The organism is Hymenobacter sp. PAMC 26628 (assembly GCF_001562275.1).
GTDB lineage: Bacteria > Bacteroidota > Bacteroidia > Cytophagales > Hymenobacteraceae > Hymenobacter.
In genome coordinates, this window is record NZ_CP014304.1 from 4358219 (window position 1) to 4374073 (window position 15855).

9 protein-coding genes and 2 pseudogenes are annotated in these 15855 nt (G+C 62.7%); 3 read left to right on the top strand and 8 right to left on the bottom strand.

The genetic code is table 11. From position 1 onward, the window contains the following. Positions 1-147: 147 nt before the first annotated feature. The 5 genes and pseudogenes from ruvA to AXW84_RS18870 form a co-directional block, all read right to left on the bottom strand. Positions 148-753 (bottom strand): Holliday junction branch migration protein RuvA, encoded by a 606-nt coding sequence (ruvA, locus tag AXW84_RS18850; protein ID WP_068236864.1) that lies wholly within the window; start codon positions 751-753, stop codon positions 148-150. Positions 754-1582: 829 nt separating this feature from the next. Then, positions 1583-3414: pseudogene (locus tag AXW84_RS26590) on the bottom strand (DUF885 domain-containing protein). A 54-nt stretch (positions 3415-3468) separates the two neighbouring features. After that, positions 3469-5739 carry an NADP-dependent malic enzyme gene (locus AXW84_RS18860; RefSeq protein WP_204248390.1) on the bottom strand — a complete coding sequence of 757 codons (2271 nt, stop codon included), beginning with the start codon at positions 5737-5739 and terminating at the stop codon, positions 3469-3471. Between the two features lie 154 nt (positions 5740-5893). Then, positions 5894-6511, bottom strand: a complete 618-nt coding sequence (locus tag AXW84_RS18865) for a hypothetical protein (RefSeq protein ID WP_068236867.1) — start codon at positions 6509-6511, stop codon at positions 5894-5896. 81 nt (positions 6512-6592) lie between these two features. Further along, on the bottom strand, positions 6593-8749 hold the full coding sequence (locus AXW84_RS18870) for a LysM peptidoglycan-binding domain-containing protein (RefSeq protein WP_068236870.1): 2157 nt from the start codon (positions 8747-8749) through the stop codon (positions 6593-6595). Positions 8750-9193: 444 nt separating this feature from the next. Between AXW84_RS18870 and AXW84_RS18875 the strand changes: the two genes are divergently transcribed. Together AXW84_RS18875 and AXW84_RS18880 are read left to right on the top strand one after the other, a co-directional pair. Continuing rightward, positions 9194-9829: a hypothetical protein gene (locus tag AXW84_RS18875; protein ID WP_068236873.1), complete on the top strand. Its 636-nt coding sequence runs from the start codon at positions 9194-9196 to the stop codon at positions 9827-9829. Positions 9830-9858: 29 nt separating this feature from the next. Further along, complete coding sequence (locus AXW84_RS18880) at positions 9859-12012, top strand: T9SS type A sorting domain-containing protein (RefSeq protein WP_082773986.1); 2154 nt, start codon at positions 9859-9861, stop codon at positions 12010-12012. 94 nt (positions 12013-12106) lie between these two features. Here the strand turns inward: AXW84_RS18880 and gatA are convergent, their stop codons facing one another. The 3 genes and pseudogenes from gatA to AXW84_RS26040 all read right to left on the bottom strand — a co-directional run. Further along, positions 12107-13537, bottom strand: a complete 1431-nt coding sequence (gatA, locus tag AXW84_RS18885; RefSeq protein WP_068236879.1) for an Asp-tRNA(Asn)/Glu-tRNA(Gln) amidotransferase subunit GatA — start codon at positions 13535-13537, stop codon at positions 12107-12109. Between the two features lie 27 nt (positions 13538-13564). Continuing rightward, complete coding sequence (gene tatA / locus AXW84_RS26445) at positions 13565-13993, bottom strand: twin-arginine translocase TatA/TatE family subunit (protein ID WP_082773987.1); 429 nt, start codon at positions 13991-13993, stop codon at positions 13565-13567. A 317-nt stretch (positions 13994-14310) separates the two neighbouring features. Then, positions 14311-14466 (bottom strand): annotated as a pseudogene (locus AXW84_RS26040) (Sec-independent protein translocase subunit TatA/TatB); the annotation flags it as partial. A gap of 256 nt (positions 14467-14722) precedes the next feature. Between AXW84_RS26040 and AXW84_RS18900 the strand changes: the two are divergent. Beyond that, positions 14723-15586 (top strand): LytR/AlgR family response regulator transcription factor, encoded by an 864-nt coding sequence (locus AXW84_RS18900; RefSeq protein WP_068236882.1) that lies wholly within the window; start codon positions 14723-14725, stop codon positions 15584-15586. Positions 15587-15855 lie beyond the last annotated feature (269 nt).

A 15855-nucleotide genomic window follows, 5' to 3' on the forward strand; every position in this document is an offset into this window, starting at 1 on the left:
TTGGGCAGCGGCCGCGCGCCGGGGGCCCGGGCCCGCCAAAACGGTTCCCGCACCCCGCAGCGCGCACTAGAGTAATTATCCAACGAGCACCTCGCCGGCCAAAAGGGTTGCCTTGGCGGGGCCCCGCCAAATACTTCCCGCCAAGGCCTAGTGCGACTTCAAAGCAAACTTAATCATTTCCTCCACCGTTAGACCGGGGCCGTGCTTTTGGGCGATTTGGTCCAGGTTCTTTTCGGCGGCGGCGCGGGCGAAGCCCAACGTTACCAATGCCTGCAACGCTTCGGCGCGCTGGGTATTGTGCTGGCGGGCCAGCGGCACAGTGTCCACGCCGGCCTTGGCCAGCAGCTCGTCTTTGCGCAATTTATCTTTTAGCTCCAGGATGACGCGCTGGGCCGTTTTGGGCCCCACACCCTTGATGCTCTGGATGGCGCGCACGTTTTCGTGCACGATGGCCTCGCGGATTTCACCCACGCTCATGCTGCTTACCATCACGATGCCCGTGCCCGGCCCGATGCCTGACACCGAAATCAGGAGCATAAACAGCGCCTTTTCGGCCGGATCGAGGAAGCCGTACAGCGTTTGGCCGTCTTCCTTGATGTGCTGGTAGGTATAGATTTTGGCCGGGGCCCCTTCGGCCGGCAGCTTCGAAAACGTGGCCAGCGAAATCCGGACTTCGTAGCCCACGCCGCCCAGGTCCATGATGGCCTGCGTGGCGTCTTTGTAGGCCAGCTTGCCGTCGAGGTAAGCAATCATAAAAACCGTAATTTGGAAAGGAAGGCCCCGCGAGGGGTTTTTTACTGTCCAAATTTACTAAACTTTCATGCGAAAGTCCGATGCGTGGGGCCCCGAAAAGCAACTACCCGCGCCGGTTTAATCCAATTACCCGGCCGGCTTCGGTCAGAAAGTGCTGAACCACTCCTTTAGTTAGCTCCAGCCGTGGCTGCTAACCTGCCTACGTATAAACACGGGTTTATTGTTCAACCGCCAGCCGCCCGGCTACCTTTGCAGCAAGCGCGTTTGGTTTGTCCCCCGGCCTACGGGTTCCTCTGAAAAGAGAAACCCCGACGTTAGGAGACGCCGGGGTTTCAGAAGTGCGGGGGTTTTAGTGCAACCCTCTTACTTCAACTCAAATGAAAAGGGACAGCGCGAATAAACTATTGCAAGAGGTCGGAAAAGGCATCTTGTTGGGGTTTGCAAGCGGGATAGGTAAGGCCCTGTGGGCTTTGCTACTCGCTTTCTTACTTCGGTAGTTGGCAAAGGGCCGGGCCGAGAGGCTTGGCCCTTTGTTTTTTACCGTTGCAAATGTAATGGCTTTAACGGACTTGGTGGCGGTGGCGTTGTTGGCTTTTTCAGCTTTGTCAACCCCAAGCGGCTCGTAACTCAGCCAATCGATGCCGCTTCCGGGGCCCTAAATCCGTTTACCTCCAAAAGGCCGGGCCGGGCCGCTACATGCCCTGGCCGCCCAACTGCGCACCGGCCACGGCGCTGGCGGCGCTGCTCACGATGCCGAGCACCGAAGCGCCCAGCGGCAGGATGTGCACCGGCTTGCGCAGGCCCATCGGCCCGATCAACTCGGCACCGCTCAGGCCGCCTTCTTGGCGGCGATGTACTCGCTCACGACTTGCTCCAGGATTTCCAGCGGCAGGGGCCCGTTTTTCAGCACCACGTCGTGGAAATCGCGCAGGTCGAATTTGGGGCCCAGCTGCTGCTTGGCCCGCTCGCGCAGCTCCAGGATTTTGAGCATCCCCACTTTGTAGGCGCAGGCCTGGCCGGGCATCACGATGTAGCGCTCCACTTCGGCCTCCACGTCGGAAGCGGCCATGCCCGTGGTGCGGCGCAGGTAGCCGATGGCCTGCTCGCGCGTCCAGCGCTGGTCGTGCAGGCCGGTGTCCACCACCAGGCGGGCGGCCCGGAACAGCTCGGCCCGCAGGCCACCCAGCCGGTCGTACGGGTCTTTCTCAAAGCCCAGCTCCGAAGCCAGCCGTTCGGCGTACAGGGCCCACCCTTCGCCATAAGCAACAAAGGAAACCAGCGTGCGGAACGTGGGCAGGCCCTTCAGCTCCTGCGCCACGCCGACTTGAAAGTGGTGCCCCGGAATGCCTTCGTGGTAGGCCAGCGTGCGCATCCCGAACTTGGGCGTGGCCTTCACGTCGTAGAGGCTGGCGTAGAACACGCCGGGCCGCGAGCCGTCGAGCGCGGCCCGGTCGTAGTAGGCACCGGCCGAGGTTTTTTCCTTGAACACCGGTACCCGGCGCACTTCCAGCCGGGCCTTGGGCCGGATGCGAAACGCACTGCTCAGGCCCTTGTCCACTTCGGTCAGAATGGTTTGGTAATCGGCCAGAATCTGCGCCCGGCCCGCGTCGGTGTCGGGGTACAGAAAGCGTGGCTCTTCGCCGAGGCGGGCCAGGGTGGGGCCCACGCTGTCGGCGCCAGCTACTTTTTGGGCTTGCAAAATGGCCCGCATTTCGGCCGTGATGCGCGCCACTTCCTGCAAACCCAACTGGTGAATCTGGACGGCGCTGAGGTTGGTGGTGGTGATGGTGCGCAGGCGGTAGGCGTAGTAGGCCTTGCCGTCGGGAAACTTCTACACCCCGCGTCGGTGGTTGAGCGGGGGCGCAGGGCCGTGAAGTAGCTGATGAGTTGCTGATAGGCCGGGTACACGCTGCCCGTAATCTGGCGCTTGGTTTCGGCCAGCACCGCAGCCTGCGCGGCGGCGTCGAGGCCGTCGGCTTTTTTCAGCTTTTCGACCAGCGAGGTGTACAGGATGCTTTGCTCGGGCTGCTGCGCCACGAGGCCCGTCATCCCGGCCAGCACCTTGTCGATGACGAACGTGGGCGGCACCACGCCGTGCTGCTCCCGCACTTTCAGCCCCTCCAGCACCTGCGCAAACTTCACCTTCACCGCCGCCAGCCGCTCGTTGTAGTAGTCGGCGTCGCGGCGGTTGTGCACCTGGTGCACGTTGGCCATAAAGGCCGGAAACTCGTTCTGCACCCCAAAGAGCTGGTTCACGGGGTAATCGTCGTAGCGGAAGGCCGCACCGGCCGCCGCGTTGGTCATGTACCAGTCGAGCACCCGGTAGTTGAGGCGGTCCTGGCCGCGCATCCCGGTGGTGTCGTAGCGGTGCAGGGTGGCCAGGTCGTCGCGCAGCCGGGCCAGGGTTTGGGTGGTTTTGGCCTCGGAAACGTCGTCCAGTTTCCGGTTGTGGCCCTGAATGCCCACGCCTTCCACCAGCCGCAGCTGCGACAGCAGCTCGGGCGAGTCGAAGGCAATCTGCGCAAACACCTTCTCATAAAAGGCCCGGATGAAAAAGGGCTTAAACCAAATAGTGTTGACGACCAACACAACCACTACCAGCAACAGCGCGGCCAACGTACGCAGGATAATTTTTTTCATGCCGCAAATTAAATGCGACATGGCTATGTTCAGGAATTCTTATAAGCATTCCTGAACATAGCCCCGGGGCCCTACCTACATGCCCTTGCCGCCCGACTGCGCATCGACCACGGCGATGGCGGCAATGTTCACGATGTCGCGCACCGAGGCCCCCAGCTGGAGAATGTGGACGGGCTTGCGCATGCCCATCAGCACCGGGCCGATGACCTCGGCGCCGCCGATTTCCTGAAGCACTTTGTAGGCGATATTGCCCGATTCCACGTTGGGAAACACGAGGGTGTTGGCGCCTTTTTCGGCCAGGGTGCTGAAGCTGTAGTGCTCTTGCAGCAGGCGCGGGCTCAGGGCCACGTTGGCCTGCATTTCGCCGTCGATGAGCAAATCGGGGTAGCGGGCTTTGGCCAACTCGGTGGCGCGGCGGGTTTTTTCGGGCAGCTCGCCCTGGTTCGAGCCGAAGTTGGAGTAGGAGATAACGGCGATGCGCGGCTCGGCGTCGAAGAAGCGTACGGCCCGGGCGGTCAGGCCGATGATTTCCACCATTTGCTCGGCCGTGGGGTTGATGTTCACCGTGGTATCGGCGAAGAAATAGGGCCCCTGCTTGTGCTGGATGATGTACATCGACGACACGCGCTTCACCCCGTCTTCGGTGCCAATGACCTGCAGGGCCGGGATGATGCTCTTGCCGTAGTCCTTGGTGAGGCCCGTAATGCAGGCGTCGGCCTGGCCGGTTTCTACCATCATGGCGGCGTAGTAGTTGCGTTCGCGCATCAGGCGGCGGCCCTCGTAGAGCGTCATGCCCCGGCGCTGGCGCTTTTGGTACAGCAGCTGGGCAAACTCGGCGCGGCGCTCGTCTTCTTTCAGAATATTGATGATTTCGCAGCCTTCCAGGTCGATGTTGTTCGCCCGGGCAATCTCCTCGATCTTTTCCTGGGGCCCCAGCACGATGGGCCGGGCGATGCCCTCGTCGCGCAAAATCTGGGCCGCCTTCAGCACCTTGTAGTTGTCGCCCTCGGCAAATACCACCCGCTTGGGCCCCGACTTGGCGGCGCTCGTGATGCGGTTCATCAGCTTCTGGTTGCCGCCGAGGCGGGCGTGGAGCTGGTCGCCGTAGGCTTCCCAGTCGGTGATGGGCAGGCGGGCCACGCCGCTTTCCATCGCCGCGCGCGCCACCGCCGGGCTGATGGTGGTGATGAGGCGCGGGTCGAGCGGCTTGGGAATGAGGTAGCTGCGGCCGAAGGCCAACGTGTTGTCGCCGTAGGCGCGGTTCACCATGTCGGGCACGGGCTCGCGACTCAGCTCGGCCAGGGCGTGCACGGCGGCCAGCTTCATGGCTTCGTTGATTTCGGTGGCCCGCACGTCCATCGCCCCCCGGAAAATGTAAGGAAAGCCCAGCACGTTGTTCACTTGGTTGGGGTGGTCGGAGCGCCCGGTGGCCATGATGAGGTCGGGCCGGGTGCCCATGGCCAGCTCGTACTCGATTTCCGGGTTCGGGTTGGCCAAGGCAAACACGATGGGGTCGGCGGCCATCGTGAGCAGGTACTCGGCCGGCAGCACGTTGGCCGCCGACAAGCCCAGGAACATGTCGGCCCCCACCAGGGCCTCGCCCAGGTTGTTGAGCCGGCGCGTGGTGGCAAACTGCATCTGGATGGGGGCCAAGTTGGTGCGCCCCTCGTGGATGAGGCCGTCCTTGTCGAACACCACCACGTTTTCCTTTTTCAAGCCCAGGGCCAGGTACAGGCGCAGGCACGACACGGCCGCCGCCCCCGCCCCGCTCACCACCAGCTGGATTTCGTCAATCTTCTTGCCCACCAGCGCCAGCGCGTTCAGCAACGCCGCCGCCGTGATGATGGCCGTGCCGTGCTGGTCGTCGTGCATCAGCGGGATGTTCATCTGCTCGCGCAGGGCCGTCTCAATCTGAAAGCACTCCGGGGCCTTAATGTCCTCCAAGTTGATGCCGCCAAACGTGGGCTCCAGCGCCTTCACGATGCGGATGAACTCGTCGGGGTCGGTGGCGTCGATCTCAATATCGAAGCAGTCCAGCCCGGCGAACTTCTTGAACAGCACGCCCTTGCCCTCCATTACCGGCTTGCTGGCGGCGGGCCCGATGTTGCCCAGCCCCAGCACCGCCGTCCCGTTGCTGATAACGGCCACTAGGTTGCCTTTGGCGGTGTACTTGTATACGTCGTCGGGGTTGGCGGCGATGGCCAGGCAGGGTTCGGCCACGCCCGGCGAGTAGGCCAGCGCTAGGTCAAGCTGGGTGCTGACGGGCTTGGTGGGCACTACCTCGATTTTGCCCGCGGGGCTCTGCGAGTGGTAGTTGAGGGCGTCCTGCTTGTTAATTTTCAGCATAAGGTTTTGGTCAGGAAGCGGGTAGAAACGACGCAGCCGGGGCCCGCAAGTTCCGGCTGATTGCCCCAAAAGTACCGCTTACCCGCCCGGCCCGGCGCACAAAAGCCCTGCACCGGGCGGGCACGGAGCTTCCGTCCTGAGCAAAAACAGGTGTTTATTGCAGCTTGAGATTTGTGAAAGTGCCCGTTACTTTCAGGTTGCACAGCGGCGGGTCGTTGGGCACCGAATACTTATCGGTAATGTTTTGCATCCCGTCAATGGCCATTTCAAACGAGCCGCTGAGCAGCCGGCGCGGGGCATCGTAAGCGGTAATCAATAGCTGCCCCCGCGTTGCATGGCTTTCGCCATCAATTAGAAAAGAACCGGAGGTGGACACGTTCCGGGCCACCAGAAAATTGTAGAAAACCGAGGCGGCCGTGCCCGGGCTGCGCTGCTTGTCCACCAGCTTGTAGCTGCCCACAACGGCCGGGGTGAGCGCCGCCACCGGCACCATGAACCGGATAACGTCCCGGCCGACCAAAGGCGCAAAGCCCACCCACAGGTTTTTGCCATCCAATTGGCCCGTGCTGGTCATGGCCGTTTGGGCGTAGGTGGTGTCGTTGCTCAGGCTGCTGGCCGTTGGGAAAGTGAGGGTGCGGGCCAGCGTCGTGGCCGGAACCGGGTCGGCGGGCGGTACTTCTTTTTGGCGCAGGCGGTGAGCAGCGCAGCAGCAACCAGAAAGAAGGCGATTTTTTTCATGGGAAAGAAAGTGGAAAGGTGGAGGAAAAGCCAAAATAACTCACCTTGGCAAGCCCTATACCAATCCCCTGATAAAGAGGGCCCCACTCTCACAGAAGCCGCTTCTCGGCCACCGCTAGCCCTGCGGCACCAGCAGCTTCTGCCCCAGCTTCACGTCGTCGGAAGTGAGGTGGTTGAGGCGCCGCAGCACCGCCACGCTCACGTTGAAGCGGCGCGAAATATTATAGAGCGTGTCGCCGGGCTGAACCCTATGCGTCTTGGGCACCGCGGCGAGGTGCGCAGACGCCGCCTTCGCTGGGGCCCCGGCGGGGGGGCCGAAGCGCAGGTGCTGGCCGGCTTCCACGGTTTCGGCATCGAGGTGGTTCCAGGCCACGAGCTGGGCCACGCTCACGCCGCGCGCCTGGGCCAGCTTGGTCAGGTTGTCGCCCCGCCGCACCACGTAGCTTGCAGTGGCAGTAGGCGTTGGCTCTACTTCGGCGGCAGTATCCCGCGGCCGGGCGGCAGCCTCCGCCGGAGCCCGGCGTAGCTTGGGCGTAGGGGTTTCTGCTACCTCCACAGGGCCCCCAAGGGTCGCTTCATTGCTAGCCAGAAGCGTTTCGGTAGCAGCGGTTTCAACTAGGGCTGACGCCAAGGCTACCGGCTCAGCAGATTTGCGCCCGGCCAGGGAGGCCGTGGTTTTGGCCAATGCCGCGGCCTGCACGGCGGCAATCCGGGCCTGGGCGTGCTGGGCAGCTTCCTGCCGCTGGCGCACCTTGGCCAGGCGCGTGGCTTGCTGCTGCTCCAGCGCGGCCACGGCGGCCACGCGGGCCACTTCCAACGCATTGGCAGCGGCCAGGGCCTGGCGGGCCGCTACGTCCTCCGCCGAGGGCAGGGCCCGGACGGCGCGGGGCGCGGGCGGAGCAACGGCCGCTACCACCATCGGCGGCCGCGCGGCGGGCAGCGGCACCAGTACCACCACGGTGCGGCCCGGCTTCAGCGTTTGCTTTTTGGTTAGCTCGTTCCAGCGGCGCAATTGACCTGGGCTCACGTCGAACCGCTCGGCCAGGCCGGCCACGGTTTCGCCCCGGCGCACCTTGTGGTGGATTCGCCGGACGCGCGGCGCGACATCAGCAGCAGTTGCATCAGCCAGCAGCGGGGCGGGGCGGCTCCAGGGCTCCACGCCGTCGAGGCGCGGCGGCAGCGCGGCCAGCGGCTGGGGCAGCGCGGCCAGTGGCTGGCAAAACGCTAGCAGGGTGGCCCGGTCGGCGTCGCCAAAAGCGGCGCGGGCCGTGGCGGGGTAGCGCACCACGTAGGGCCGGTAGCCGGCCGGCAGCCCGGCCCGAAACAGCTCAGGGTTGTAGCGAGCGAGGTAAGTTGAGTCGGAATAGCCGCAGGCTACGCTCAGGCGGTGCAGGTCGAAGGCCTGGCCGCGCAGGCCCAGCGTATCCAGGGCCTCGGCGCGCTGGTAGGCCAGCTTGTCGGAGTGCAGGCCGTGCTGCTGGGCGTACTTCATGCTGTACATCACAGCTGTGAAGGTGGGCACGTAGTTGCGCGTTTCGGCCGGCAAGTTCGGGTACAGGTCCCAGAAGGTTTTTTTGCCGGTGCGGCGCATCACCCGTTGCACGTTGCCCGCGCCCCAATTGTAGGCGGCCAGCACCAGTTCCCAGTCGTGAAACACGCCGTAGAGGTAGCGCAGGTGCTTGCAAGCGGCTTCGGTGGCTTTTTCGGGGGCCATGCGCTCGTCCACCCACTCATCGCGGCGCAGGCGCAGGTCGCCAGCCGTGGGCCCCATGAACTGCCAGAGCCCGGTGGCCCCCACCGGCGATTTGGCCGTGGGAATCAGCGACGACTCCACCACGGCCAGGTACTTAAGGTCGGTGGGCAGGTGGTACTGCGCGAGGTACTTCTCAAACAGCGGAAAATATAGGTTTTCGCGCTCCAGCACCCGCTGCGTGTAGTCGCGCTTGCGCACCGTAAACAGGGTGATGTAAGCCATCACCGCATTGTTGAACTGGTGCGGAGCGTCGGTTTCGATGCAGCTCATCCGGTCGCCCACAAGGTCGCGCACGGTAGGCGGGGTTTGCAGCCAGGCAAGCCGCACCGAATCGACGGGCACGATGGGCACCACAGCCAGCGAGTCGGGCAGCAGCAGCACCGGCACCTTTGTGGTATCGGTAGAAAGGGGCGGCAGCTGCTGTGCCTTGGCGGCCACGGGGGCGGCCAAAGGCAGGGCCAGCGCCAGCCGCCGCCACAGGCGGCCGGGCCGAAACGCCGGGATACGTCCTTGCTTCATATGACCGAAGGTAGAAAAAAACCCTGTAAATCCCAGCGTTTGTCCTAAAGCATTACTTCAACCGGCCCACACAACGCATTAATTCATTGGCTAAATCGGGTGAAATACAACGCAGGTTAGGGAGTTGCCGCACCGGGCGGACGGAGGCATTTTTTCACTAATCGATTTGCAATACCATTCAAATTCCAAACAGCTTCTTTTTGTGATCTTAAAAGTTAACAATATAAATTTTTAAAAATATAAAAAAATAATTTGCTTAAATGAGGGGGGGGGGGGTAGATTCGCTTCATCTTAAGCTCATTATTGCTCCTACCCGTGCAAAATCAGTTGGTGCCCACCCGAGCGTTGCGCTCCCATTTATTGCCCCTAGCCGCGCTTGCGGCTGGCCTATGCCTGCCAGGGTGCGGCGACAAAGAGACTGCCCCCGACCCGTGTAAGGGACAGGTGGCCAACCCGCTCACCATCCAGTTCATCGAGGCGTTCGGTACGCCCACGCCCGACACGGCTTACAACAACCAGCCGATGGCCTTTCAGGCCCCCGGGGCCCCCTACACGAGCTACGAGTGGCTGGTGGGCCCCGTTGACAGCCGCACCAGCCGCGCCATCACCGTGGCGTTCGACCGCAGCACCCTGGGCGATATCGACGTGCGCTTAATTGCCAAGCGCCCCCCAAATACGGCCTGCTTCCCGAAAGATGACGGCATCGACACGCTCACCAAGCGCCTGACGCTGGTGTACTACAACGACCACCGGGCCCCCATCTACGGTAAGTTCCAGGGGGCCAACCAAGACGCGCCCGCCGACACGTTCAGCGTGCGGATTTATTCCGGCCCGGATTGGCAATACCCAAATAGTCCTGATCCACTCAACTATTTGATTGGCATTCCGAAGGGGTGCAAGGTGCCTTATCGGGAGATAGGGCTGACTTGGCGGGGTATCACGGCTACCAGTGGCGGCTGTACCAGCTTTAACGTCAACAGGGGTTACCTGACGACCCGTGACAGCATCCGGCTCGAATACCGGGCCCAGGTATCGCCGACCATTATCGACAGGGTCTTCCTCGGCAAGCGGGTCCGCTAGCCGCTTCTTTCCACCTTTTTTCCTATTTTATGCGTTTTTCTACTCTTTTTGGGGTGGGGCTGCTGGCTGCGTCCCTATCCGGCCCGGCGCGGGTGCTCGCGCAAACCCCGTGCCCGCCCGCGGGCATCCGCACCGACCCGGCCAATCCCGCTGGTGGGGGCGGGAAGGTTAATTCCTTCAACTGGTATCGTGGCGATTACCAGCCCTCGGTGTACAATGGCACTATGTACACGCTCAACAGTCCGTATCCGGGGGTGGGGCAGGCGTATACTGAATTGCCCTGGCTTCAGGCAGCTAGTAATGCGGTAATGAACCGCTTCCAAGGCCATGTCGATACCCCCGGTGATGGTTGGGAGTTGATCCGGCGCGACCTTGGCTATTTGGATTCGGGTGCCGAAGCTAAAACCACCAATCCCTTGCTTATTCTCTATAACCGCCGTACCAGTGTGCTGCGCGTTTTCACGTGCGTTGGCGACCCGCAAAACAATTTCCAATTCGCGGAAATTAAGCTCAAGTTTGGTACTACGGCAACGTATAAAGCAGCTACCCTCAACAGAATGAGCGCGTTGGGCGTGGCCCTCGAAGATACCGAACCGCGTACCAACCCGGAATTCGTATCGGCAACCCGCTACCTCAATGGCCGTTCCAAGTGGTTCGTTGCTGATTTTCCGATGGACTACGACCCGTGCATTTGCCAATTCGACTCGCAGTTTAATATCGAAGTCAATTTGATTACGCAAGCCGACGTGAAGCTGCTCGGCAAAACCGCCGGCAGCCTAATTGCAATGAAAGACGGCGGTACGGGCACCGCCACCGGCTCCACGGACCCCGACATGGACAAGGGCCTGCCGTTCATCCGCAAAATAAATTCTGCGCTAGACGCCGGCGGGAAGTCTTACGACAACATCGACAAGTTCACCACGAAGATGGCCAACCTGTTTCCCGATAAGGCTACACCGTTAAGCTCATTTAAAGACGCGAGCAAATTAGGGAACTTTATGAAAGACGGCCTGAATTCTCTGCCTTACGTAGGGGCCGCCCTGAGTATGCTCGACTATTTTATGGGCGGGGGGCAGGACGCTGGGCCGCAAAAAGTGGTGATGGAGCCAATGACCATTGAAATGAGCACGACCATTACGGGGACTATTACCACCAACAACTGGTACACCAGCTTATCCTTCCAAAACCCCGGCAACCGCAATCCCAACAACATTCCGGAAAAAATCCCCTTCTACAACGAGGCAATGGGCGTGTTCAGCTTGTTGAAGCGCCCCACGGTGGACGTGCGGACCACCACGCCCTACACTGGCGCGGGCGGCGCCCCACAACCGGGGACTCAGCCGTTTACGCGGTATTCATTTCGCTTAACGGAGGATTTGCAGTACGTCATCAATCCGGCGGCCCGTTTAGAAGTGCAGGATTTTCAGGCGGCGCTGGTGTTCGAGGGGCCCAACCAAACAATTCCCACCCGGCCGTACTATGATTACGGCGGCATTCAGACTTACGAGGGCCCAACGACCAACGCCACTGGGATGATGCAACACGCGTACCGGACGGATTACGTGGACGCCCGCAGCATCAAGAACAATATCTACTCCTACATTCGCAAAGGCCCCATCCAAGGCACTTATTACGGCCCCGAATTCTACTACACCAACCTGTACCTAAAGGTGATGCTGAACCTGCGCCCGCTGGATTGCAGTACCTGCCAAAACGTGCTGTTCGTGGCCCGGTACCCCGTCAATCAAAACAACGTTAGTGAGTATACCACGCTGCCGCGCGCCAGCGATGGCGTGTTGCCGCAGGCCACCCCGGCCACCGTCCAGGTCGTGTGCAACGGCAGCAAGTACCGCGATGCCGTGACGCTGCTGAAGCCGGGCCGCCCGCAAGCGGGCCCGCCGGCCGCGCCGGGCACCCCGGCCAGTGTTGCGTTGCAGGCTTATCCGAACCCCGCCACCGGCGCGGTCCGCCTGCGCTACCCGGTGGAGCAGCCCGGCCCGGTGCGGCTGACGTTGCGCAACAGCCTCGGGCAAACCGTGCGGACGCTGCTGGCGCAAAATGCCCCGGCCGGCGTGCAGGAGCTAAGCGCTGACCTGACCGGCCTGGCGCCCGGCGTTTACTACTGCGTCTTCCGCACAGCCACGCAAACCCAGGTCGAGCGGCTGGTCGTTGGCGGCAACTAAGGTTGCAGCAACCGCAACCGATAATGCGTAAAAAGCCCCACCGGAACCGGCCGGTGGGGGCTTTTTACGTCGCCGCGCAACGCAACACCGCCCTTTAGGCCGCCGTTTCGGCCGGCACCAATTCGGTGGCGAAGGCCAGCAGCTCGGCTTCACGGAAGGCCCCGGCCATTATTTGCAGGCCCATCGGCATCCCTTCGGCGTCGTCGCCCATGGGCACCGAGATGGCCGGCACGCCCGCCAGCGAGGCCTGCACCGTGAAAATATCGGCCAGGTACATGCTCACCGGGTCTTGCTTTTCGCCGATGCGGAAGGCCGTGGTGGGCGTGGTGGGCAGCACCAGGAAATCGTACTGGCGCAGCAGCTCGTCGGTCTTCTCTTTGATGAGGCGGCGCACGCGCTGGGCCTTGGTGTAGTAGGCGTCGTAGTAGTTGGCGCTGAGCACGAACGTACCGAGGATGATGCGCCGCTGCACCTCCGTGCCGAAGCCCTGCGACCGGCTTTTCTTGTATAGCGACTCCAAATCCGTCACGTCGGGGGCCCGGTAGCCGTACTTCACGCCGTCGAAACGGCTGAGGTTGGAGCTGGCCTCGGCGGTGGTGAGGATGTAGTAGGTCGGAATCATCACGTCGAGGTAATGAAAATCGACCGGCTCCACCACGTGGCCCAGGCCGCGCAAGTGGTCCAACTGCCCTTCGAGGGCGGCTTTGATTTCGGGGTTCAGGCCCTCGTTGTCAATGGCATCGGCGATATAGCCGATGCGGTAGTGGCCGGCCGGGGCCAGCAGCTGGCTGTAGGCTGGCACCTCGCGCTGGCTGGCGGTGCTGTCCATGCCGTCGGGGCCCGCCATCACTTCGAGCAGCAGGGCGGCGTCTTCCACCGAGCGAGTCAGGGGCCCTATCTGGTCAAACGACGAGGCGAAGGCTACTAAACCGTAGCGCGAAATGCGCGAGTAGGTAGGTTTCAGGCCAATGACGCCGCAAAAGGCCGCTGGCTGCCGCACCGAGCCGCCGGTGTCGGAGCCAATGGAGGCCAAGCACATATCGGCCTGCACGGCCACGGCCGAACCGCCCGACGAGCCGCCGGGCACCCGGTTAGGGTCGGCGGCGTTGCGGGCCGGGCCGAAGTACGAGCTTTCGTTGGAGCCACCCATGGCAAACTCGTCGCAGTTCTGCCGGCCGATGAGGATGGCGTCGGCGTCGAGCAAGCGCTGCACGGCCGTGCCGGTGAAAAGTGACTTAAAGCCGTCGAGCATGCGGCTGCTGCTTTGCAGCGAGTGGCCGGTATAGGCCAGCACGTCTTTCAACCCGATGACCATACCGGCCAGGGGCCCGGCGGTGCCGGCGGTGCGCTTGGCGTCTATGGCGTCGGCCTGGGCGCGGGCCTCGTCGGCCCACACTTCCAGGAAGGCATTGAGGTGCTGCTGCCGCTCGATGTTACCGAGGTAATAGTCAACGAGCTGACGGCAGGACGTGGTGCCCGCCGTCAGCTCGCGCTGAATTGCCGAAAGAGAACTGAAACGCTTCAAACTACTCGCAAATTATTTGAGGGGTACCTAAACGCTGGGCGGGCTGTAGGGCTGCCGGGGCTGCGTGCCTTCGGGGGCCAGGTTGGGCGGCAACACGGGGGCCACGTAGGGCTGCTCGGTAGGGGCCCCGGCTACCGGGTGCGGCTCGTAGCCGGGAGTAGGCTGGGCGGCGTAGGGGTCATGCGGGGCCCCGGGCTGCGCCGGGTAATTGGGGTTGTAGCCGGGGTTGGGGTTGTAATTAGGGTTGGGATTGTACGGCTGCTGGGGCTGCTGGCCGGCGCGCTCAAACTCGTTACGAATTTCGCTGCTGGCATCCTTAAACTCGCGAATGCCTTTGCCGAGGCCCCGGGCCAACTCAGGAATTTTGTTGGCCCCGAAAAACACGAGGATGACGACCATGATGAGGATCAACTCGGAGCCGCCGATGTCACCTAGAAACAAAAGGGACTGTTGCATATAGTGCTAATTAAAAGGATTGCGAATGAGTGACTACACCAAAGGCCCTAGCTCAATTGCTGGCTGGGGTCGTTGGGGTTGCGCGCCGGCGGGGCAGGCTGCTGGTAGCCGGGCTGGCCAGGCTGCGGATACTGGGGCTGGTAGCCATTTTGCTGCTGGGGGTAACCATTTTGCTGCGGATAGCCCTGTTGGGGGTAGCCCTGCTGCGGGTATGGCTGCTGGTAGCCGTTGGGCTGCTGGGGATAACCCTGGGGCGGATAGATCTGCCCGTTGTTGTCTTGGGGATACGGTGCTTGGTCGCGGTACGCTGGCGGGGTTTCCTTGGTCGCGTCTTTGAATTCGCGCACGCCCGAACCCAAACCTTTGAACAGCTCCGGGATGCGCTTGGCCCCGAACAGCAATACAATCACAAAAACAATCAACAGCAGTTCGCCGCCGTTGGGAATACCGAGCAAGAACAAGGAAGCAAGCATAGGGGGAGGGCCGTTTGGCCCGGTAAAGGGTTGAGTAGGACGTTATACGGAGCCCGGGCCCGGCTGGATGGCAAAGATACCGCATCGCCTGCGGTTGTGCGGCGCGGCCCCTAATAATTTGGTGGAGCCGGAGGAAAGGTTGGCCGGGCGCTGGGGCCCCTTGGTCGGATTATTAAATACAGGGTTGGTTTAGCAACGTAGTTTGTTTTTTATTAATGATCGGCTCTCAAAGTCAGTTCCCACTTTCGTACTACTCATGACCGTTTCCCCAAATCAGGAACTGGTTCAGCCGCCCGTGGCCGGCGGCGCCGAAGTGCTGGCAGCTGCCCCGCCCCAGCTTTTCGCCGATTTAGTGCACCTGGCCGCCGTAGCATGCGGCGTGCCGCACGCGCTGGTGGCCCTGGCCGGACCCGGGGCCCTAGCCGTGCAGGCCCGGCACGGGCGGGCAACGGGCATGCCCGAGTTAGACAAATTTTGCCGGGCCTTGCTGGGGCCTGAGCCCACAGCGGCGGACACCGATGGGGTGGCTACCAGCTTGTCGCACACCCACTTTTGCGCCGGCGTTGCGTTTCAGGGCCCGGGGGGGGAGCTGCTGGGTGTGCTGGGCGTGGGGGCCCCTACCCCGCTGGCCCTCGCCGATGACCAGCGCGAGGCCTTGGCCTGCCTGGCCCGGCGGGCCACCGACTACGTGGCCCAGGGCCTGGCCCAGCGGGCTTTGGCCGACCAGCAGCAGTTGGCGGCGGTGTTTCGGGTGGCCGGCGCGGCCGGACCAGTGCAGCGGCCCGAGCTGTACGTGAAGCAGGATGCCCGCCTGCTGCGCGTGCTCCCTGCCGATGTGACGCACTTCGAGGCGCTGGGCGACTACGTGAACCTGTACACTGTGCGGGAACGCTTCACCGTGTACGGCACCATGAAGGACATGGAAGCGCGCCTGCCCGCCACCGATTTCGCCCGTGTCCACCGCAAATACATCATTCGCCTCGACCGCCTGCTGACCCTCGAAGGCGACACCGTATTGCTCGACGCCGGCCCCGGGGCCCCAGCCGGCCGGCCCGCCACGGCCGTGCCCATCGGCAGCTCTTACCGGGCGGCGCTGCTGGCCCGCCTCCACGTGCTGTAGCCGCCAGCTACCGCCAGCCCAGCTTTACCGAGAAAATCGGCCCATTGAACGAGTCGGCCCGGGGCAGCCCGCCGCGGCGCCCCACTTTTATGGCGGCTACCGGCCATTAGCCGCCCCTGCCGGGCTTTGCCCGGCACCGGGCGGTGGCCGCGGCTAAGTTTGTTTTCATAGCTTTGGAAAGACACCGCGCCTTGCTCGGTGTCTTTTTTTTAGCCCGCACGGGGGCCCCGGGCGCAGCTTTGGTACGCTAAAGCGGCACCGCTAGGCTA

Coding starts and splice junctions, on each gene's coding strand:
- ruvA (WP_068236864.1), bottom strand. CDS start 753: ATGATTGCTTACCTCGACGGCAAGCTGGCCTACAAAGACGCCACGCAG.
- AXW84_RS18860 (WP_204248390.1), bottom strand. CDS start 5,739: ATGCTGAAAATTAACAAGCAGGACGCCCTCAACTACCACTCGCAGAGC.
- AXW84_RS18870 (WP_068236870.1), bottom strand. CDS start 8,749: ATGAAGCAAGGACGTATCCCGGCGTTTCGGCCCGGCCGCCTGTGGCGG.
- AXW84_RS18880 (WP_082773986.1), top strand. CDS start 9,859: ATGCGTTTTTCTACTCTTTTTGGGGTGGGGCTGCTGGCTGCGTCCCTA.
- tatA (WP_082773987.1), bottom strand. CDS start 13,993: ATGCAACAGTCCCTTTTGTTTCTAGGTGACATCGGCGGCTCCGAGTTG.
- AXW84_RS18900 (WP_068236882.1), top strand. CDS start 14,723: ATGACCGTTTCCCCAAATCAGGAACTGGTTCAGCCGCCCGTGGCCGGC.